The sequence below is a fragment of the Rhodovulum sp. YNF3179 genome, from assembly GCF_050586465.1.
Lineage (GTDB): Bacteria > Pseudomonadota > Alphaproteobacteria > Rhodobacterales > Rhodobacteraceae > CAJXYS01.
This window is the reverse complement of sequence record NZ_JBOCEG010000001.1, coordinates 525709-544375: the sequence shown is the minus strand read 5'-3', so window position 1 is coordinate 544375 and position 18667 is coordinate 525709. Positions and strand designations below refer to the sequence as shown.

General features: G+C 63.9%; 16 protein-coding genes. 8 read left to right on the top strand and 8 right to left on the bottom strand.

Annotated elements, in window-relative coordinates; genetic code table 11:
• Positions 1–3: 3 nt before the first annotated feature.
• From ACQ5SP_RS02775 to ACQ5SP_RS02765, 3 genes are all read right to left on the bottom strand, one after another.
• Positions 4–882 carry a carbohydrate ABC transporter permease gene (locus ACQ5SP_RS02775; RefSeq protein WP_430936183.1) on the bottom strand — a complete coding sequence of 293 codons (879 nt, stop codon included), beginning with the start codon at positions 880–882 and terminating at the stop codon, positions 4–6.
• A 113-nt stretch (positions 883–995) separates the two neighbouring features.
• Positions 996–2312: an ABC transporter substrate-binding protein gene (locus ACQ5SP_RS02770; RefSeq protein WP_430936181.1), complete on the bottom strand. Its 1317-nt coding sequence runs from the start codon at positions 2310–2312 to the stop codon at positions 996–998.
• A 98-nt stretch (positions 2313–2410) separates the two neighbouring features.
• Positions 2411–3442, bottom strand: a complete 1032-nt coding sequence (locus ACQ5SP_RS02765) for a LacI family DNA-binding transcriptional regulator (RefSeq protein ID WP_430936179.1) — start codon at positions 3440–3442, stop codon at positions 2411–2413.
• Positions 3443–3657: 215 nt separating this feature from the next.
• Between ACQ5SP_RS02765 and xylB the strand changes: the two genes are divergently transcribed.
• Positions 3658–5112: a xylulokinase gene (xylB, locus tag ACQ5SP_RS02760; RefSeq protein ID WP_430936177.1), complete on the top strand. Its 1455-nt coding sequence runs from the start codon at positions 3658–3660 to the stop codon at positions 5110–5112.
• Positions 5113–5272: 160 nt separating this feature from the next.
• Here the strand turns inward: xylB and ACQ5SP_RS02755 are convergent, their stop codons facing one another.
• Positions 5273–6196, bottom strand: a complete 924-nt coding sequence (locus tag ACQ5SP_RS02755; RefSeq protein WP_430936175.1) for a 2-dehydropantoate 2-reductase — start codon at positions 6194–6196, stop codon at positions 5273–5275.
• A gap of 363 nt (positions 6197–6559) precedes the next feature.
• Here ACQ5SP_RS02755 and ACQ5SP_RS02750 point away from each other — a divergent pair, with 363 nt between their 5' ends.
• Positions 6560–7285: a phytochelatin synthase family protein gene (locus ACQ5SP_RS02750; protein WP_430936173.1), complete on the top strand. Its 726-nt coding sequence runs from the start codon at positions 6560–6562 to the stop codon at positions 7283–7285.
• A gap of 12 nt (positions 7286–7297) precedes the next feature.
• Here ACQ5SP_RS02750 and ACQ5SP_RS02745 read toward each other — a convergent pair whose 3' ends face one another.
• Positions 7298–8128: a cation transporter gene (locus ACQ5SP_RS02745; protein WP_430936171.1), complete on the bottom strand. Its 831-nt coding sequence runs from the start codon at positions 8126–8128 to the stop codon at positions 7298–7300.
• 143 nt (positions 8129–8271) lie between these two features.
• Here ACQ5SP_RS02745 and ACQ5SP_RS02740 point away from each other — a divergent pair, with 143 nt between their 5' ends.
• Entirely contained in the window at positions 8272–8727 is a 456-nt protein-coding gene (locus tag ACQ5SP_RS02740; protein ID WP_430936169.1) for a hypothetical protein, read from the top strand.
• A 161-nt stretch (positions 8728–8888) separates the two neighbouring features.
• Here ACQ5SP_RS02740 and ACQ5SP_RS02735 read toward each other — a convergent pair whose 3' ends face one another.
• The gene (locus tag ACQ5SP_RS02735; protein ID WP_430936167.1) at positions 8889–12737 is read right to left on the bottom strand and encodes an autotransporter domain-containing protein; all 3849 of its coding nucleotides are present in this window, start codon (positions 12735–12737) and stop codon (positions 8889–8891) included.
• Between the two features lie 345 nt (positions 12738–13082).
• Here ACQ5SP_RS02735 and ACQ5SP_RS02730 point away from each other — a divergent pair, with 345 nt between their 5' ends.
• The gene (locus ACQ5SP_RS02730) at positions 13083–13262 is read left to right on the top strand and encodes a hypothetical protein (RefSeq protein ID WP_430936165.1); all 180 of its coding nucleotides are present in this window, start codon (positions 13083–13085) and stop codon (positions 13260–13262) included.
• Here the strand turns inward: ACQ5SP_RS02730 and ACQ5SP_RS02725 are convergent.
• On the bottom strand, positions 13259–13618 hold the full coding sequence (locus ACQ5SP_RS02725; RefSeq protein WP_430936163.1) for a Flp family type IVb pilin: 360 nt from the start codon (positions 13616–13618) through the stop codon (positions 13259–13261). The two genes, ACQ5SP_RS02730 and ACQ5SP_RS02725, sit on opposite strands and share 4 nt — an antisense overlap.
• A gap of 178 nt (positions 13619–13796) precedes the next feature.
• A complete protein-coding gene (locus ACQ5SP_RS02720) occupies positions 13797–14081 on the bottom strand; it encodes a hypothetical protein (RefSeq protein WP_430936161.1) in 285 nt (94 codons plus the stop codon).
• A 269-nt stretch (positions 14082–14350) separates the two neighbouring features.
• On the opposite strand from ACQ5SP_RS02720, the gene ACQ5SP_RS02715 reads away from it, so the two are divergent.
• The 4 genes from ACQ5SP_RS02715 (at position 14351) to ACQ5SP_RS02700 (ending at position 18435) form a co-directional block, all read left to right on the top strand.
• Positions 14351–14752: a c-type cytochrome gene (locus tag ACQ5SP_RS02715; protein WP_430936159.1), complete on the top strand. Its 402-nt coding sequence runs from the start codon at positions 14351–14353 to the stop codon at positions 14750–14752.
• Positions 14753–14974: 222 nt separating this feature from the next.
• Positions 14975–15748, top strand: coding sequence for a hypothetical protein (locus ACQ5SP_RS02710; RefSeq protein ID WP_430936157.1), 774 nt, complete (start codon positions 14975–14977; stop codon positions 15746–15748).
• Positions 15749–16014: 266 nt separating this feature from the next.
• Positions 16015–16419, top strand: a complete 405-nt coding sequence (locus tag ACQ5SP_RS02705) for a c-type cytochrome (protein ID WP_430936155.1) — start codon at positions 16015–16017, stop codon at positions 16417–16419.
• Positions 16420–16788: 369 nt separating this feature from the next.
• Positions 16789–18435, top strand: coding sequence for an ABC transporter substrate-binding protein (locus tag ACQ5SP_RS02700; protein WP_430936153.1), 1647 nt, complete (start codon positions 16789–16791; stop codon positions 18433–18435).
• The last annotated feature ends 232 nt before the right edge of the window (positions 18436–18667 follow it).

Genomic DNA, 18667 nt, shown 5'->3' with positions numbered 1-18667 from the left:
CCCTTACCGGTCCAGGTTCTTGCCGACGATGCGCATCAGGAACAGCGCGACGATGTTGGCGAGGATGATCGCGTAGACGCCGCCCGCCGATCCCAGCCCGATGTTCTGGCTGTCCACAACACGCTGGAAGATCAGGTAGGTGAGCGTCCTTGTGCCGAAGGAGCCGCCGGTGGTCACGAAGATTTCCGCGAAGATCGACAGCAGGAAAATCGTCTGGATCAGGACGACGATGGTAATCGCCCGCGCGAGGTGGGGCAGGATGATGTAGAAGAACCGGGACAGCACCGGCGCCCCGTCCATCTCGGCGGCCTCCAACTGCTCGCTGTCGAGCGACTGGATCGCGGTCAGCAGGATCAGGGTCGCGAAGGGCAGCCATTGCCACGACACGATCAGGATGATCGACTGCACCGAGGCGTCGGACATCCAGGATACGGGTTCCGCCCCGAAGAAGCGCCAGAGATAGGCGAACATGCCATTGACCGGGTCCATCATCATGTTCTTCCACACCAGCGCGGACACGGTCGGCATCACGAAGAACGGCGCGATCACGAGAATGCGAACGATGCCCTGCCCCCAGAACGGCTGATCGAGAAGGATGGCGAGCAGAATGCCAAGCGTCACCGTTATCACCAGAACGCCCCCCACGATCAGAAGCGTCGCCTGTATGCTCGGCCAGAAAGAGCTGGAGTTGATGAAACGCGCGTAGTTCTCGAAGCCCACCCAGTCGAGGCCGCGCTCCAGCGAGTCGCCACGCATCGGAAGGTAACGCTTGAACGAGAAGTAGATCGTCATGGTCAGCGGCACGAGCATCCAGCCCAGAAGCAGGATCACGGCCGGCGCCATCATGAATCTCGCAGCGAAGCGGGAATGCCGGGTGGCCATAAATTCACCTCACCTGTGCGCGGGGTCGCCCTACGCGGCAAACGGTCGGATGTCCGCGGGGCCGAAGCACCGGGGGCGGAAGGACCGCCCCCGGGAGAGTCGGGGGGAAAGGCTCAGCGGTAGCCCGCCGCCTCCATCGCGTCGTTGGTCAGTGCCTGCGCGTTCTCAAGCGCCTGGTCGACGCTCTGCTGGCCTGCATAGACCTCGGCGAATTCCTGGCTGACCTCGGTGGCAATGCCCGCGAATTCCGGGATCGCGACGAACTGGATGCCGACATAGGGCACCGGATCGACGGTCGGGTTCGTCGGATCGGCGGCGTTGATCGACTCCAGCGTCATCTCTGCAAACGGGACCTCCTGGTAGGCAGGCGTCTCGTAAAGCGAGGTGCGCGCGCCCGGAGGCACGTTCGCCCAGCCTTCGTTCTCGGCGACAAGCTCGATGTATTCCTTCGAGGTCGCCCACTCGATGAACTGCTTCGCGGCATCCTCCTGCTGGGTGCCGGCCGGGATCGCGAGCGCCCAGGCCCAGAGCCAGTTGGACCGCTTCTCGACGCCCTCGGAGTTCGGCGCCAGCGCGAAGCCGACGCTGTCGGCCACGGTGGAGTCGTCGGGGTTGGTCACGAAGGACGCGGCCACGGTGGCGTCGATCCACATGCCGCACCGGCCTTGCTGGAACAGCGAGAGGTTCTCGTTGAAGCCGTTGGTCGCGTAGCCCGGCGGGCCGTAGCTGTTCATCAGATCGACGAAGAAGGTCAGCGCCTCTTCCCACTCGGGCTGATCGAACTGGGCGTTCCAGTCCTCGTCGAACCAGCGCGCGCCGAAGGAGTTCGCCGTCACCGTGATGAAGGCGCCGCCTTCGCCCCAGCCGGGCTTGCCGCGCAGGCAGATGCCGTAGACCTCGTTCTCGGTGTCATGCATCGCCTCGGCCGCGTCCCGGATGAATTGCCAGGTCGGTGCCTCGGGCATCTCCAGTCCGGCCTCTTCCATGAGGTCGGTGCGGTACATGACCATCGAGCTCTCGCCGTAGAACGGCGCGGCATAGAGCGTGCCGTCATGGCTCAGACCGCCGCGCATGGCCGGCAGGATGTCGTCGACGTCGTATTCCTCGGACAGGTCGTCAAGCGGCACGAGCCAGCCGTTTGCACCCCAGATCGGCGTCTCGTACATGCCGATCGTCATGATGTCGAACTGGCCGCCATTGGTGGTGATGTCGGTCGTCACCCGCTGGCGCAGGACATTCTCTTCGAGTGTCACCCACTCGACGCCGATGCCCGTCTGCTCGGTGAACTGGTCGGTGTAGCCCTGCATGCGGATCATATCGCCGTTGTTGACGGTGGCGATGGTGATGGTGGTGTCCTGGGCCGTTGCGGCCGTCGCGAAGACGCAGAACGCAAGGGCAGAAGACGCGCGAAGCGCGGTTTTCGTGAACATCCGTATCCTCCCTAAGTTGGATGCTATGTGCTCCGAAAGCTACGGCCCGGACTTACCGTGCGTCAACAATTTTCTTTACGCGCGTCAATTATAGGACATCAGGCGGATGCGCGCAGGATCAAGCGTGCGGGGATCAGGGTTTCGGCCCTGCTCTCGAAACGGCCGCCCGCTTCGATCAAGGAGAACAACGTTTCCATACACTTGGCCGCCACGGCCTCGTATTCATGGGCGGCCGTCGTGAGCGACGGGCAGGTGAAACGCGAGAACGGATGATCGTCGTGCGACGCCACCCGAAGAGCGCAGCCGTCGCCGCGTCCCACGCGCAGTCCGCGCTCGCAGCATGCCGCGAGAAAGCCGATCGCGAGTCGGTCGTTGCTGCACAGCACGGTATCGGTCGTCAGGCGCCCGGAGGCGAGAAGCTCGTGCGCACCCTGCCGCCCGATCTCCTCGAAGCCCCAGCCTTCGCCCTGGACCTTGACCACCTGCGGCTCGACCCCCGCCGCCTCCATGACCCGGAGATAGGCGTTGCGCCGCTTGTTGGCGTTTGGGTTCGCCGGGTTGCGCATCTCGAAGAAGCACGGCGGCGATCCCGTCCGGCAGAGATAGTCCACCGTTTGCTGCACGAAGCTGAAATTGTCCGATCCGACAAAGGCTTCGCCCATGCCTTCGATGTTGCTGTCGAACAGCACCGTCGGCACGTCACGGCAGAAGCGCTCGATCACCAGTCGGTCGGAAAGCCGCCCGAGCGGTGCAAGGAAGACGCCCGCCGGCTTGAGCGCGGTCAGCCCCTCGAGGATCTCCTTCTCCAGCCTGCTCTCGCCATGCGCGCTGTAAAGGATCGGCGAAAAGCCGGCTTCGATACAGCGCAACTCGATGATGCGGGCGATCTCGGCGAAGAAGGGGTCGGCAAGGTAGGGTACGACGATGCCCACGTTCTTGGTCAGGCTTCGGTTCTGGTTGACCGCATAGATGTTGGGGCGGAAATCGTAGCGCTCGAGGGCTGCCTCGATGCGTTCGCGCGTCCGCGGCCGGACGCTGGCGGGATCGTTGAAATACTTCGACACCGTCGGACGGGAAAGCCCGCTCAGCGCCGCGAACTCTTCCATGTTCCGAATCTTTTGCTCGCTCATGCATACACCCCTGTCGCGCCTATACAGCTGGGCGGGGCGGCCCCTTCGTTCAACTCCATCCCCATAAAGAACCCCCAAAACATGACTCGAGTAAAGAATTTTCTTGCAACTGCACCGCCATGCAGGTTGGTCTGGTCACCCGGGCGGACGCCCTTCACGGAGCCGACGGCGCCGGCCTCGGGACGCCGGGCATCGTCGGCGCCAAAGGAGCAGGAATGTATCTCGGCATCGACCTCGGAACATCGGCCGTCAAGGTCTGCGTCGTCGACCCGGACGGCCGCGTTGCGGCGACCGCCTCCGCGCCGCTTGCCGTGTCCCACCCGTTCGACGGCGCGAGCGAGCAGGACTGCGCGTCGTGGTGGAACGCGACCCGCGTCGCGATGGCGGCGATCGACCCGGCGCTGCGGTCGCAGGTTCGGGCCGTCGGCCTGTCGGGCCAGATGCATGGCGCCGTCTTGCTCGACGGTGACCACCGGCCGGTGCGCCCGGTCATCCTGTGGAACGACGCGCGCGCGACCGTGGAATGTGCCGAGATCCTGGCGGCCGTACCGGATGCCGGACGGATCGCAGGCGCACCGCCCATGGCCGGGTTCACCGCGCCGAAACTGCTGTGGCTGTCCCGCCACGAGGCCGAAAACCACGCACGGATCGCCTCGGTCCTTCTGCCGAAGGATTACCTCGGCCTGCGCCTGCATGGGCGACTGGTGACGGACCCGTCCGATGCCGCCGGCACATCGTGGTTCGACGAAAGCACGCGCTGCTGGTCCGAACGCCTCTGCGCGGCGAGTGCCACGGACGTCAGGTGGATGCCGAAGGTGCGCCACGGAACCGAGGTGGCCGGCGCGCTCTTGCCCGCGCCGGCGGCGGAACTCGGCCTGACGGCCGGCATTCCCGTCGCCGTCGGAGGGGGCGACGCCGCAGCCGGGGCCGTCGGCATCGGCGCGGTATCGGACGGGGACGGGTTTGTTTCGCTGGGCACCTCCGGGCAGCTTTTCCTCACCACGGCGGATTACCGGCCCAACCTCGCCAGCCGCATCCATGCGTATGCCCATACCGTCCCGGATCACTGGTTTCAGATGGCGGCGATGCTGAACGGTGCCCGGCCGATCGCATGGCTCGCCGATCTTCTCCGGCGGCCGATCGGCGACCTGCTGGCGGAGGCGGAAGCCGCGCCGCCCGGGCCGCTGTTCCTGCCCTACCTGACGGGCGAACGCACGCCGCATGGCGATACCGAAATCCGCGCGGGCTTCGCAGGTCTCGGAGAGACGACCTCGCAGGGGAGCCTGATGCGCAGTGTCGTCGAGGCCATCGCGTTTTCGTTCGCCGACGCCGTCGACGCCCTGTCGGAGGCGGGACGAATGCCGAATAGGCTCCTCGCCATCGGCGGCGGAACGCGAAGCGATTTTCTGGTACAGACCATCGCCGATGTGACCGGGTGTTGCATCGGACGGGCCGCAGGCGCCGATATCGGGCCGGCTCTCGGCGCTGCGCGAATGGCCATTGTCGCAAACGGCGACGGCAGCCAGGCGGATGTCATGACCAAGCCGGTGGTCAGGCGATGGTTCGAGCCCCGCACCGACGAGACGCCGAGGCTGACGTCGCGACTCGAAGGTTACCGGGCGCTCTACCCGGCATTGAAGTCGGTGCAGGCGCGGACATCGGCACGATAGCGCGGCCAGGCAGAGATCCAGATGTCGAGAACGGGTCGGTCGGGGCGCCGCGGCGGAAGGTCCGAAAGCCCGCCGGGCGGGCCTTGGGCACAGTTGGACGACGGCCCGCGCAGATCACGGGGCGACCGCATGCGGGGGCGGTTGCGGAACTCTCGCCACGTTACCCGGGAGCGCCGTATCTGAAGGGGGCAAGCGAGGCCAGGAAGAACCCGTGAATTGGCGTCGGTACGCCGTGCTTGCGGCCTAGCCTGACCACTTCACCGGAGAGATAGTCAATCTCGATCGGCTTTCCGCGGTTCAGGTCGTCCAGCATCGATGCGTGCGCCTTGGGCGGAACCTTTTGGATGAAGTCCCACGCCGCGGTCGACAGATCCTCGCCGAGATCCGGCAGAACTGCCTGCGCGACGGCTGCCGTCTCCTTCATGCTCGAATGGAACATCGAAGAGCACTCCGAGCTCTCGCGGATTACGCCCACGTCCAGACGTGTAAGCGCGCTGACCGACGCGAAAGAGGCCTGCATCGTGAATTTGCGCCAAAGCTCGGTCCGGATATCCGTCGATATTTCCGCCATGCACCCGGCTTCGACCAAGGCGTCCCGAAACCCTTTAACCCGTTCCGTGACCTGGCCGTCCAGCTCTCCGAAATGGATAAAGTCGAAGTTTGCAGAGTGTCGGATGACACCCGGGGCAGAAATGTCGCCGGGCATTCGCACGACCCCTGGCACCACCCGTTCATTCCCGAGAATTTCGGCCAGTCGCTCTGGCGCCCTGACACCGTTTTGAACCGTGATCGCCCAGGTGTCCCGCCCAAGCACCGGCACAAGAGCCTTGGCCGACGCATCAACATCCTGATTTTTCACGGCAAATATGATCACATCAACGGGTCCGACATCGCCAGGATCATCCGTTGCCTCGATGTCGGGGATATGGGCGTCGCCCTTGGGGCTGCGTATCGTCAACCCGTTTCGTCGAAGGGCATCGAGATGGGTGCCGCGCGCAATCAGCGTGACTTCATGACCGGCCGTCGCCAATCGACCACCGAAATAGCCCCCCAGAGCACCCGCTCCCATGACCGCGACGCGCATGGCCGTCTCCTTTGCTTACGGCGAGAACGCTAGCACAGAGAGGTCTCAAAGGTCAGTTTCCGAATTTTCGCGTGCAGCGCAAATCGCGGGAAATGGCCGCGCAAACAGCGCCGAGGCCGTCCGCTACCACGCGCAACGGGGGCCACCTTGTCCGGTCGGCAGACCTTCGGCAAAGCTGGACGGGCGACTGCCTGGCACCCATTGCCGGCCTGGGTCGCACCCCGCGCCGGTTTGCCGGGGCCCCATCCCGCGGATGCGCCTCTGCGGCGTGGACGGGCTTGGGCGCGCAGCGTGGCGCGCATGTCCGCGGAATGCTAGGGTGCGGGTGGAATTCACTTATTCATTTTCGCAATGGGGCCAGGAATGAATTGTATCGAACGACTCGCTTTCGCTGCGGCATTTGCCGTGGTGGCCGCTGTGCCAACGGCGCAGGCAGAGACCCTACCCCTGCCCGACGGTCTGGTAAGCCTTTCGACACCCGAGGGCGCAGAGATGCTCTTCGGCGCCGAGGCAAACACGGACTATTTCCCGCTGAGCATCCATTTCACAACGCAGGACAACCCCGCCTATTGCGGGCCGGCGACGATTGCGATGGTGCTTAATGCGCTGAACGTGCCGCGGCCGGCCTCGGACATGACGCTCGGGCTCGGGATGTTCGATCAAGACAATATCTTCACGCCGGCCGCAGAGGCCGTGATGCCGGCCTCGGCGATCGTGAACCCGCCCTACGGCATGACCCTCAATCAATTCGGAGGCGTGCTTGCGGCGCATGACCTTGATGTGGAGGTGGTCCACGCTGCCGACTCCGACCTCGACACCTTCCGGCAGACCGCCATCACCCAGCTCGAGGACGACGATCATTTCATTCTCGTGAACTACCTGAGGAAAGCTATCGGCCAGGAGTCCGGTGGCCATATCTCGCCCCTGGGCGCCTATGACGAAGATACGGATCGGTTCCTCATTCTTGACGTGACCCGATACAAGTACCCGCCCATCTGGGTCGAGGCGACCGCGCTCTTTGAGGCGATGAACACCATAGACTCGGCGAATGACGGCAAGACGCGGGGCTATGTCAGCGTGAGCCGTTAACCCGACCGAGGGTCAGTTCCGCGATCCTGCGATGTCCCGGCGGGCATCGCGAACGATGACCCAGGACGACTGCAGGAACAGCGCCGCGATCGCGAAGGCGACAACCAGGTCGGGCCACGATTGACCGGTCAACGCCACGACGCCTGCCGCCCCGACCACGGCCGCGTTGCCGATAGCATCGTTCCGCGAAAACAGCCAGACCGCCCGGACATTCGCGTCACCGGCGCGATGCGGTACCAGAACCATCGCGGCCGCGACATTGACCGCGAGCGCGACCAGGGCGAGCACGCCCATCAGTTCCGCTTGCACGGGGTGTTGCGCGAACACGCGCCAAATCGTGTTTCCGACGACGCCGATCCCGAGCGCATCCAGGAACACGCCCTGGAGCAATGCGGATCGCGCTCTCCAGAGCAGGCGCCACCCAATGGCCAGAACACCGAGGCACGTGATCAGGCCGTCACCGATGAAGTCGAGGGCGTCCGCCTTCAATGCCTGCGACCCGGCGACGAAACCACCGACCATCTCGATCACGCCGTATCCCAGATTGAGCGCAACCACGATCCAGAGCGCCCGTCGATACCCGGCGGTCAGGTGATGCGATGTCTCTTGCGCCGTCTCCGCGGCTCCGGGCTGCATCCGATCGAGGTGATAGCCGGCATCCGAAACCGACCGTTCAACGGCTTCAAGTCGTTCATCGCCTGGCGCAACATCCAGTGTCAGGACTTGCGAGGCTGTCGAGACAAGCGGGTTCTCTATACCAGCCGCGCGCACGGCATTCTCGATCTTCGCGGCACACGCGGCGCAATCCATGCCTGTCACACGATACTGAACGGGCTGGGCCATGACGTCACCTCCCGGCGGCACCGCGCAATGATAGGAAACCCGTAAGCGTAGGCAATAACACGGTCGCGGTCAGACCGATCATTGCCACCACCGTTACATTGTTCGAAACTGACCCCCCCTATGCGACAGTGCAGGGAAGGCCAATGATCGCGTTCTTCAAGAAGGCTGCGCCAGCGGGACACTACGTCTTGGCCGGAGTCCTCGCCGCCCTTCTACCGATGGCGGCGGGATACCTGATCTTCAGGGCCAACCCGTCGGCGTGCTACGACGGTCCGTGCGCACTGCCGCTGCTGCTTGTGATCGTGCCCCCTTACGCTGCGCCGGTGCTTGCCGTGATGTTCGCGCTCAATCGCCGGCTTGAAAAACCTTTCCCGCACGGCTTGCTGCCGACCGTGTTGGCGTTCGGCGTCCTGGGGCAAATCGGCCTCGCGCTCGTCAGCGTCATCTCGGCACCCTCGACGATAAGACGCCTCTTCTTTTCCGAACTCTTCTTCATCCCCGGCGGCTTCGTCGTAAGCGTTTCCGTGGGACTGGTGTTCTGGTGTGTGATGTACGCGCTCGGACGGACCGGCCCCGATACGGGGGCGGGAAAACCATAGTGCCGCCGGACCCGCCCCGGTGACCGTCGCCGCGCCGATCCGCGGCCCGGCGCGGCATCTGTGCCGGAAAGCGTCTTGCCTCTACGGCACCCGGCGCGTGGCGGGCCAAGGCACAAGGCCGCCACGTCCGGCGCGCGTGGCGGCCCGCGCCATGCCGCGGGTCACCAGGTCATCGAGAAACTCGCGCTCAGCGCATGCTCCTCGCCGTCTTCGTTCCAGCCATAGGCGTAACCCGCGCCGACGGCGATGGACTCGGTCAGCTGGCCGCTGATGCCGAGCCCGGCCGTCAGGCCATGTGCCCCGCGGTTCTGGCCCACTTGGGTGATGGTGCCCGTGATGGGATTGCTGGCCGTGATGTCATGGAACGCGTCCTCGGCCGCCAGCCAGTCATAGTGATAATGCGCCGAGCCGAGCAGTTTCCAACTGCCCGACGCGGTTTCCATCCGGCGCTCGGCGGTCAGACCCACGGTCGTCATCAGGGAGTCGGCCGTGCTCTCGTCCAGGGCAAAGTTGAAATCGCCGCCGCCGCTTTCGGTCGCGCCGTCCTGGGTGACCTGGGCGAAGATCGCCGAAACCGAGGGCGTCACCGCGACCCCGCCCGTCAGGTCGAAGCGTTGCGCAGCCTCGGCGCCGATGTAGAAACCGCGGCTGTCGAACTCTGCCCTGGCGGTGCCGCCGGTGAAGCCCCCCACGTCCGGCACGACGCGGGTGCTCTCGTGATCGCCGAACGCGTAGCCGACGACGCCGCTCAGGGTCAGGCCGTCGCCCCGCTGCCAGCTGCCATAGGCGCCGACGTGATAGGAGTCGCCCTCGATGACCTGATCGACGGTGTCGTGTTCGCCAAGCTCCATGCGGTTCAGCGCACCGAACACGCCTGCCCGCATCACACCGTCGGAGACGAGATCGGCCCCGAGCACGAGGCCTTTCACGCTGTAGTCGAAGCTCCCGACCCCGGCCTTACCGTCGACGGTCCCGTCCACGAAAGCCAGGGATCCCCAGACGCCGCGGTCGGCCCCGGGCGCCGCGATCGGTCCGCGTGTCACGTCGACATCCTGCGTCGCCGCGGCAAGCTGCGCGGGCGCGCTGATCCCGCCAAAGGACAGCCCGGCGCCGCCTGCCTCGCTCAGGACGATCCCGGCGACCATGTCGTAATCCTCGAGGCTCACCGACTGGTAGGAAGAGAAGGGTTCGATATGCACGTCGTTCAGCTGGGCGAGCTGCGCGTTCGTCAGGGTCTGGACAGCCTGGCCGACCGTGGTGGTCGTGCTCGACGGCAATGGCGTCGTCGGTGCCGTCGTGGCGGTGTTGGCAATGGCCCCGACCACCGTGGCGTGGTTCTTGCTGCCGGTCTGAACCTTTGCCTTCTTCGACAGTTGACCAAGCGTGATATCCGTGAAGTTCAGCTCGACCTGGCCGTCCGCGCTGGGGGTCCCGACGACATTGACGTCGACCAGCGCCGGCAGACCGCCGTCAAGCTGGATCCCGGGATTGTCACCGTCGATGCTTCCGGCGGCGGTGAGAACCGTGTAGGTGTTCGCCGCCACGTAATCGGCCGCTGTCAGCCCCGGCGAGAGCGGCACCACCTCTATCGTCAGATCGTCGATGCCGGTCACGTCCCCGTTCACTGCCAAACGGTCAGCATTTTGGACTGCGGCCGGGTCGACCTCCGCAAGGAGTGTGCTGCCGGCGCGGAACGCCGCGTCGCCGTTGACGGTCAGCGTTCCGATAGACGTTCCCGGTGAAATCGTACCACTGGCGTCCAACCCGCCAACCGAGCCATTCCCGGCGAGGGTGCCACCCGGCATAACCGAAACGTCGCCGCCCAGCTTGTTCTGGATTGCAAGCGTGCCGCCATCGACCGTCGTTGTTCCGGCAAACCCGGAACTGTCGCCGGTAAGAGTCAGGGTGTTCGCGCCCACCTTCTTGACCCCACCCGTGCCACTTATAATGCCGCTGAACGTGCTATCTTTGGCTTGGTTGAACGTCAGGAGCCCGTTATTGGATACATCCCCGACGATCGAACCGCCGCCGGCAATCTGCACTGTTCCGTCTCTAATCTCCGTGCCACCCGTATAGGTGTTTGTCCCGGTCAGGAACAAAATGGTCGGGTTGACTTTGCGCACCGTGCCAGTGCCGCTGATATCACCGCCAAATGTACTGTTCGCGCCCTGGTTGAATGTCAGCAATGAGTTATTGGTCACATCACCCACGATCGAGCCGCCAACACCAATCTGCAACGTGCCATCAGAGATCAGCGTTCCGCCGGTATAGCTGTTTGCACCGGTCAGAACGGTAACGCCGGTTCCGGCTTGTTCGACACCGCCGCTTCCCGAAATTTCACCACCATATGTCAGCAGGCGGCTGCGGTTGAAAACGAGCGTCCCTTCGTTTGCAATGTCGCCCGTGATAGAGCCGGAATTGCCACCATCCCCGACCTGCAGCGTGCCCGCGCTGATTTCGGTGCCGCCCGTGTAGGTGTTCGTTCCGGTCAGGATGAGCGTGCCGGGGCCGAGTTTCTTGACCTCCGCGAGCGTGCCGTCAGGATTGTCCGAGATCACCCCGGTCAGGTCGAGCAGACCGCCAGCGCCCTGCACGTCAATTTCCAGCGGCCCTCGAAAATCGCCGGTCTGGAACTGGTCCGTGGCGGACCCGGCCTGAAGCGCCGTGTCCAGCGTCCAGGTCCCGTCGCCGCGCACCTCGATGACGTTGAAGCCGCTGATCAGGTCGTCCTCGCTGCCCGTTCCCTCCAGCTGGAGGGTGGCCGTCGTCGGCAGGTTTGGGACCGCTCTGTTGCAGACACTGTCGTCCGGGTTATTGTTGCAGAAGTCGATGACCTGCTGATTGTTGCCCAACTCGGCGTCCGTCAGTCGCACGCTCGCCAACGACCTGACCGAGATGTCGCCATCGATGCTCGATCCCTGCTGCAGGAGGACGGAACTCCCGTCACCGTCAGAAATTGCTACGGCGACACCTGTACCGCCCCGTATGGTTCCCGAATTCTCCACACGCAGCGCGTCGTTGCTTCGAATGCCATCCCGTCCGCTCGAAGCGTCGATCGTGCCGCTGTTCACGATTCGGGCTATGTTTCCTTTTCCGAACACACTTACGGCTGATGTCCTTGCATTCCCTACGACATCGATGACTTCGATCGTCCCCGCGTTGTTCAATTCGGCGCCTTCACCGATCCGGACAGCCGAGAGTCCGTTCACTGATCCGCTGACCGGCGAGGAGCTCAAGCGCGCCTGAATTCTGCCCGACGCCTCGTTCTCTATGACACTGCCAGAAGATACGCTCAGCGCAGCCGGAGCGCCGTCACCATCCGAAAAAAGAAGGATGTCGCCAGAGTTGATCACCCGGGCTTTTTCCGCGAGAGTTACGGCAGTTACGTTTGAGACACCGCTCGCGGTCGTGCTGATGATGCCGCTGTTCTCCAGCACGGCCCCGGTCGTGCGATTCGCGAAAAGCGACCCTTCGATCGCTTCTGTGTTGGTGGACAGGATAGAGCCTCTGTTGACGACGCGGTTGCCTGCGTCCCGGATGACTATGGTGCCGGTTCGGGGCGTATTCTTTCCAACGATAATGCCATCGTTGAAGATTTTTGCGCCTTCGCCCAGGTTGATCGCGCTGAGTGGCGGCGTGGGCTCCAGGGCAGCTCCGCCGTCGACTGTCACGGTGACGCCGGTTGCCGCCTCGTTGTCGATCGAGACCGCGTTGCTGGCGGTGCAATCCACCGTATCGTCGGAATTCGGCACGAGCGTCCCGGAAGCGGAACTTGCGCCGCCAGATATTGTGCAGGTCGCCCAGGCTGGCCCCGTGCCCCCCAGAAGGCCGAGGGCGACCAGGGCCAGAGCGGAATGTCTCCGCGACGCTTTCGTGAAGCGCGCCGCGGCCGCGAGCGCAAGACCGCTGCTGCGCGAGAGGAACCGCGGATTTTTCCCTTTGCCATGCAGTCCACGGAAGGCCCCAGTGTCGTCGGGGCTCGGCACAAGCCCGTATGTCTGATCGAACATGAGAATCTTCCGTCGCTGCACTGAATAGTTTCCAGACCCTATTTCGTGGAAATAGTGGTCCCATTTCCCACCAACACACAAGCACCATTTTTCCGTGTATCACGGTAGGGCGAAAATATGCGTTTGTGACCAACCGGCATTTCGGTAACACCTGTTTTCCAGGTCAGACGTCAAGCGCGGAAAAGACGGCCTGCCGCGATTGTCGGCGAACGGCCCTGCGCAGGAAAATCCGTGGATCATCAGGGCGAATTACGGTTCCGAGCGCATTCGGAAAGACCGGATTCTCAGGATGTGCCGCGGCAAGGGCGGTTGACCCCGCCACCCGGAAACAATCTAGTTTGCACTATGCATATTTTCGGCTGCATTGCTCTTGCGATCCTGGTCTGGATTTTCGCGGCGATCGGGGCGCTCGGTGTGGCGTTCATGGGGCAGGATCTGTTTCTCGGCGCGGTGTTTTCAGTCTTCCTGCCCGTCGCGTGGGCCGCCGGCCGGGCGCGCGCAAGGTGGTGCGCCGGCGCGAACTAGCGTTTACCGCGACCGGGCCTTTCGCCGGCACAGCCAACCTGCTTGTCGTTGCCAGGGTTGCCCACCATTCCAGCGCCACGACACCGGCCGGGCTCCTCCGCCGGGGATGTGACGGCGCCGCGCTCCTCGCGCCCCGCCCCCTCGAGACCGGACTGAATGAACGCGCCCTGGGAACTCCACGCGCCGGCGAGCGCCGCGCCGAAATGCATGACCGTCACCGCGACGGATCCACTCAGCAAGCCGAGCAGGACGACATACTCGGAAAGCGCCATGCCGGAGTCGTCCCGCAAAAAACGGCGGCTCCGGGACCATGGCCCGAAGAGACGGGTCAAGATGGCGTGTCTGGCCAGTTCCATCGAACGCTCCCTATCCGGTCGGGGCGCGTTGCAGCACCCCGTTGAAGCGCATGATCACCATATGAATGTGGCCAGACCCCGGCGCGAATGGTGCAATTTGACATCGCGCAGGGCTGCGCGGCCGCCGGGGGCGCGGCGCTTGTCCGGTGACGGTGCTCGACGGCCCGGCACGGGCGCGTCAGCACAATTCGCGGAACCTTTCCACATGCGCGCTGAAGCTGGCGCGGCGTTCCTTCAGCGCTTCCTCGATCTGGACGAGATACGGGTTGCTCGCACTGTCGGACAGGTCTTCCTTGAGGCTCCGCACCAGGATCAACATCAGCTCCTGGGTGAAGTCATTCGTTTCCTTGGCCATGTCGCGTGTAAGCTCGCAGACCGCAAGGCGCTCATTTTCCTGCGCATGGCCCGGTATCGCCGCCATCGACAGCGCGGCAAGCATGAGCGGCGGAATGGCCTTTTTCATTTCAGATCTCCCTTGGGACGGTGAAACAGCCGGCAGGGGTTCACCCGGCCGCTCCATATCCATGAAAAGCGATATCGCATGGGACCACAATGGATGGCCCGCAGAAACGAAATGGGTGCCATTCGGCAGGTCCTCAAGAACCCTGGACCCCAATTTCAGATCCGGCCTGTACGGCCGTTCCGCCGGGTCTTGATCTGAATCAATTGGAATACATGCAACTCCTAGTATCTTTCTGGCGTCGAGGCGAAATAGAATTCAGGGAGCGAATAATGAAATTCATCACAACCTTTTCCGCGGCCATTCTTGCCCTCCAGGTCGCCGTCCCCGCACAGGCTCAGGATGCAGGGGCCGGGCAGGCAGAATACATGAATTCATGCGCCAGCTGCCATGGTGCTTCCGGAACCGGTGACGGCCCGCTGGCGGAACTCATGACGGTCGAGGTCAGCGATCTCACCCAGCTCAGCGCGGCCAATGACGGCGCATTCCCCATGCTCGATGTCATCATGACGATCGACGGTCGCTCCGGCATCCATGGCCACGGATACCCGATGCCCGTGTGGGGGAACCGTTTCGAAGCCGACGCCGAGGGCATGGGCGACTACGCCTCGGAGATCGAGGTTCGTGGCCGGGTGCTGTCACTGGCGATGTATCTGCAATCGATCCAGCAGTAATCGGCGAAAGGAGGGTTTCGCATATCGTGAAACCTTCGAAAGGCTGATGCAGAGATCGGCGAACACATTTCCTGGCAGGGCATTTTTGCCGAGAGGTCTCGATTGTCGAAAATGCCTGCCTTGATCCACGTCATATTGGAAGCGTCGCGATAAAGCGATGCTTCCAGTCGCGGAACGGGCCGGCGCCGTCTGCCTGCCATGATGCAGAAAGGGAGGCCTTCCATGCGAAATTCGATTCTGGGTCCAGCGGTCGTTCTTCTGGCCGTCGTTATCCTTGGAACATCTTGGTCTGCAGCCCGTGCGGAAACCTTCGCGGGCACGAATGTCGACAGCCGCGTCATCGTCGGCGTCAAGGCCGACGCTGCCGCCGTGCAAGCCTTCATGCCCGACGGATGGGCGCCGATCGGCTTTCCACGCGGGCCGCTCAAGGACGCCAACCTGCTTGTATCCTTCGTCGACGGGATGTTGATGCTCGACGCTCAGGGCAAGGCGCTGGACCCGGCCAGCCGCCGGGCCGTCGTCTTCCTCGGTCTCGGCAAACAGGTCGACGGCGACGGCGTCCGGATCTTCGTCCTGCGCACCTATTCGACCGAACCGCCCGGGACGGATCCCTACGGTGTCAACGTTCCGGCGGACGTCTCGCGCACCACCTCCATCAGCGGTCCGGCGAATGGCGGGCGCACCAGCCTCGATAGCTGGAAGCTGACCCTCGGCGACGACGCGCTCGAGATGACGCTGAACCACACAACCGGCAACCGCGTCTGGAGTGCCAGCGAAGCGAAGTCGTTTTCGGCAGCCAACCCGGATTTCTACCGGATCTACCGCTATGACAGCCTGACCGACGTCGTGATGAGCGGCGCCATGGGAAAACCGCTGACTGGCACCTACGCGTTGTCCATCTCGATCGCGGACCTCGCGGCGATCTTCGACGGATCGGAGGAGACCGTCGCGATCCTCGATATCCCGGTTCGCGTGCGGGAGATTTTCCTGCCCTGACGAACAACGATCGCGGAAATGATCCGAAACGAGGGCGGGGTGCTCCCCTCCCTGCCCCGCGGCGTGTTTTCGGGTCGCGCGGGGATCAGCTTACCGAAGGATTTCCGTTCGAGAATTCCGGAAAACCGGATTGGTTCTCCGCAACGGGATTGGGACCTTGATCGAAATCAATCAGCTTCGCGGCGGGGCTGTGTAGGCTTCGCGTTACAGTATTCAGTCGCAGACCATTTAAACCATGTTTCCACTCAGAGAGAGGAGTTCTGGAAATGAATAGGTTCTACGCGATACTTGGTGCTTTCCTCATCGCTATGCCCGCCCAATCCCTTGCCCAGGACGCGACGATCGAGGCCGGGGCGCGCGAGTATATGGTGGCCTGTGCCGGCTGCCACGGCGAGTCCGGCAAGGGTGACGGCCCCCTCGCCGGTCTTCTCCAGATCAAGACCCCCAGTCTGACCAAGATCACCGAGCGTACCGGTGGGGGCGATTTCCCGTTCAACAACACGCTGAAACTCATTGACGGTCGCGATGTTCGTGCCCACGGGGGCGATATGCCCATCTGGGGCGAACGCTTCCAGGCCTCGGCAAGCAGCCAGCGCGGAGAGACCGCGGACATGGTCGGGCGCGGACGGATCCTGGCCCTGGTCTACTACCTCGAGTCGATCCAAGAGTAGGCGCCGACCGCGAACGTCGCAGCCCGCCGGCAGCCCGGTTCCCCGACGGCCGCGATCTCGGGCGGCGACGCCGCGTGAGGCGAGAGCGGCGGAAGCATCTCTGCAAGGCGGGGCGTGTCGAAAGCCAAGCGACAAGGCGGTCATCGTCCGTGCGGGCGATCCGGTCGGGCCGGCCCGCGGGCGACAGATTTCTTGCCGCGATCACGATTCACCTTATCTGTCGCGAGAGTTCCGGGCAGTTCGTGACCGGACAAAACTGGACAACGCCACGAGGGAACAGACTGCGTGGGAAATACCGGACGCGTCTCGGCCGGATCGACGCCGCCAGACAGCCGGGGTCAGCTTGACAAACGAGGGAGACGACGCGCCATGACCAAACTCGAAACCCAACAGGGGCGTATCCATCCGGCCGCGGAGCTGCATGCGCGCGAACACCGCCAGGGACTGCTGAGCCGCCGGGAATTCCTTGGCCGCGCAACGGCGCTCGGCGTCTCCGCCACGACCGCCTACGGCTTGATCGGCCTGAACGCCGAAGCGCGGGCATCGTCTCCGCAGATGGGCGGGACGCTGCGCATCCAGATGAACTGCCGTGAACTCAAGGATCCGCGCACCTATGACTGGCCCGAGATGGCGAACCAGACCCGCGGCATCATCCAGTACCTGGCGGAAGTTCAGCGCGACGGCACCCTGCAACCGGTCCTGCTGGAAAGCTGGGAGGCCAATGACGACGCCACCGTGTACACGCTGAACGTCCGAAAAGGCGTCAAGTGGAACAACGGCGACGATTTCACCGCCGAGGACGTGGCCGCGAACGTCATCGGCTGGTGCGACGAGGCGGTCGAGGGCAACTCGATGGCGACACGGATGGCCGCGCTGGTCGAGAACGGCGTCGCCGCGGACGGGGCGGTCGAGATCGTCGACAGCCACACCGTCCGGCTGACCCTGCGCCACCCCGATGGCACGCTGATGTTCGGCATGGCCGACTACCCGGCCGCGATCATGCATCGCGACCTTATCGGCACCTCGGTCGGGGACCACGGGATCGGCACCGGGGCCTACGTCTTCGATGAGTTTCGCGTCGGCGAAAAGGTCGTGCTGGTGAAGAACCCCGATCACACCTACTGGGGAGAAGCCTGGCTGGACCGGGTCGAATTCCTGGACTACGGCACCGACCCGGCCGCCTGGTTGGCGGGGGCGGACTCGGACGAGTTCGACATGGTCTACGAAACGGTGGCCGATTTCCTCGAAATTTTCGACACGATCGGCTGGACCCGCAGCGAGATCGGCACCGCGGCCACCGTCGTGATCCGCCCCAACCAGGAGGCCGAGGTCGATGGCATGCGCCCTTATGAAGATGTGCGCGTGCGCCGGGCGCTGCAGCTGGCGGTCGACAACACCGTGCCGCTCGAGCTTGGCCTTTCGAACCGTGGCAGCGTATCGAACAACAACTATCACGTCGCACCCGGCGTGAACCCCGACCACGCCGATATCCCGGGCCATGAAAGAAACGTCGAGGAAGCCCGCCGCCTGATGGAAGAGGCCGGCATGATGGATTTCGAGCACGAGCTGATCTCCATCGATGACGGGTTCATCAAGGCCACGACCGACGCGGTTGCGGCGCAGCTGCGCGATGCCGGCTTCCGGGTGAAGCGCACCGTGATGCCGGGCTCGACCTTCTGGAACGACTGGACCAAGTATCCGTTCTCGTCCACGAACTGGGGCCATCGCGAGACGGGTATTCAGAACCTCAACCTCGCCTACCGCTCGACGGCAACCTGGAACGAGGCGGGTTACCGCTCCGAAGCGTTCGACGCGCTTCTGTCGGAGGCCAACGCGATTGCCGGCGACACCGCGCGGCAAGAGGTGATGGCCGAGCTGGAACAGATGATGGTCGATGACGGCGTCGCGATCATTCCCTATTTCCGCGCCATTTTCCGCCACTACAAGAGCGGCGTGACGGGCGCGGAGCAGCACCCGAAATACGAGATCGACATCCACCGCCTGGGATGGTCCTGATCGGCATCGCGGGGCGCGCGGTATCCTCCCGCGCGCCGGGGGTCCGTCACACCCGCACAGGCCAACCCGGGGGATCGTGAAAGCGCCCGGCGCCGCCGAACCGCGGTCCCGACAGGAAAGGGATTTCAGTATTTACGGGATGCCTGTTTCCAGGAATGGCGCGAGAATTGAGCAAAATCCCCGTATGTGCCATATTTGGCGAATTAAACAATGGGCGCGGTTACAGGGGAAG

Excerpts from the sequence above, each read along its gene's own strand:
- xylB (WP_430936177.1), top strand. The coding sequence starts at position 3,658 with ATGTATCTCGGCATCGACCTCGGAACATCGGCCGTCAAGGTCTGCGTC.
- ACQ5SP_RS02740 (WP_430936169.1), top strand. The coding sequence starts at position 8,272 with ATGATCGCGTTCTTCAAGAAGGCTGCGCCAGCGGGACACTACGTCTTG.
- ACQ5SP_RS02700 (WP_430936153.1), top strand. The coding sequence starts at position 16,789 with ATGACCAAACTCGAAACCCAACAGGGGCGTATCCATCCGGCCGCGGAG.
- ACQ5SP_RS02720 (WP_430936161.1), bottom strand. The coding sequence starts at position 14,081 with ATGAAAAAGGCCATTCCGCCGCTCATGCTTGCCGCGCTGTCGATGGCG.
- ACQ5SP_RS02730 (WP_430936165.1), top strand. The coding sequence starts at position 13,083 with ATGCATATTTTCGGCTGCATTGCTCTTGCGATCCTGGTCTGGATTTTC.
- ACQ5SP_RS02710 (WP_430936157.1), top strand. The coding sequence starts at position 14,975 with ATGCGAAATTCGATTCTGGGTCCAGCGGTCGTTCTTCTGGCCGTCGTT.
- ACQ5SP_RS02735 (WP_430936167.1), bottom strand. The coding sequence starts at position 12,737 with ATGTTCGATCAGACATACGGGCTTGTGCCGAGCCCCGACGACACTGGG.
- ACQ5SP_RS02755 (WP_430936175.1), bottom strand. The coding sequence starts at position 6,196 with ATGCGCGTCGCGGTCATGGGAGCGGGTGCTCTGGGGGGCTATTTCGGT.
- ACQ5SP_RS02770 (WP_430936181.1), bottom strand. The coding sequence starts at position 2,312 with ATGTTCACGAAAACCGCGCTTCGCGCGTCTTCTGCCCTTGCGTTCTGC.
- ACQ5SP_RS02765 (WP_430936179.1), bottom strand. The coding sequence starts at position 3,442 with ATGAGCGAGCAAAAGATTCGGAACATGGAAGAGTTCGCGGCGCTGAGC.
- ACQ5SP_RS02745 (WP_430936171.1), bottom strand. The coding sequence starts at position 8,128 with ATGGCCCAGCCCGTTCAGTATCGTGTGACAGGCATGGATTGCGCCGCG.
- ACQ5SP_RS02725 (WP_430936163.1), bottom strand. The coding sequence starts at position 13,618 with ATGGAACTGGCCAGACACGCCATCTTGACCCGTCTCTTCGGGCCATGG.
- ACQ5SP_RS02715 (WP_430936159.1), top strand. The coding sequence starts at position 14,351 with ATGAAATTCATCACAACCTTTTCCGCGGCCATTCTTGCCCTCCAGGTC.
- ACQ5SP_RS02775 (WP_430936183.1), bottom strand. The coding sequence starts at position 882 with ATGGCCACCCGGCATTCCCGCTTCGCTGCGAGATTCATGATGGCGCCG.
- ACQ5SP_RS02750 (WP_430936173.1), top strand. The coding sequence starts at position 6,560 with ATGAATTGTATCGAACGACTCGCTTTCGCTGCGGCATTTGCCGTGGTG.
- ACQ5SP_RS02705 (WP_430936155.1), top strand. The coding sequence starts at position 16,015 with ATGAATAGGTTCTACGCGATACTTGGTGCTTTCCTCATCGCTATGCCC.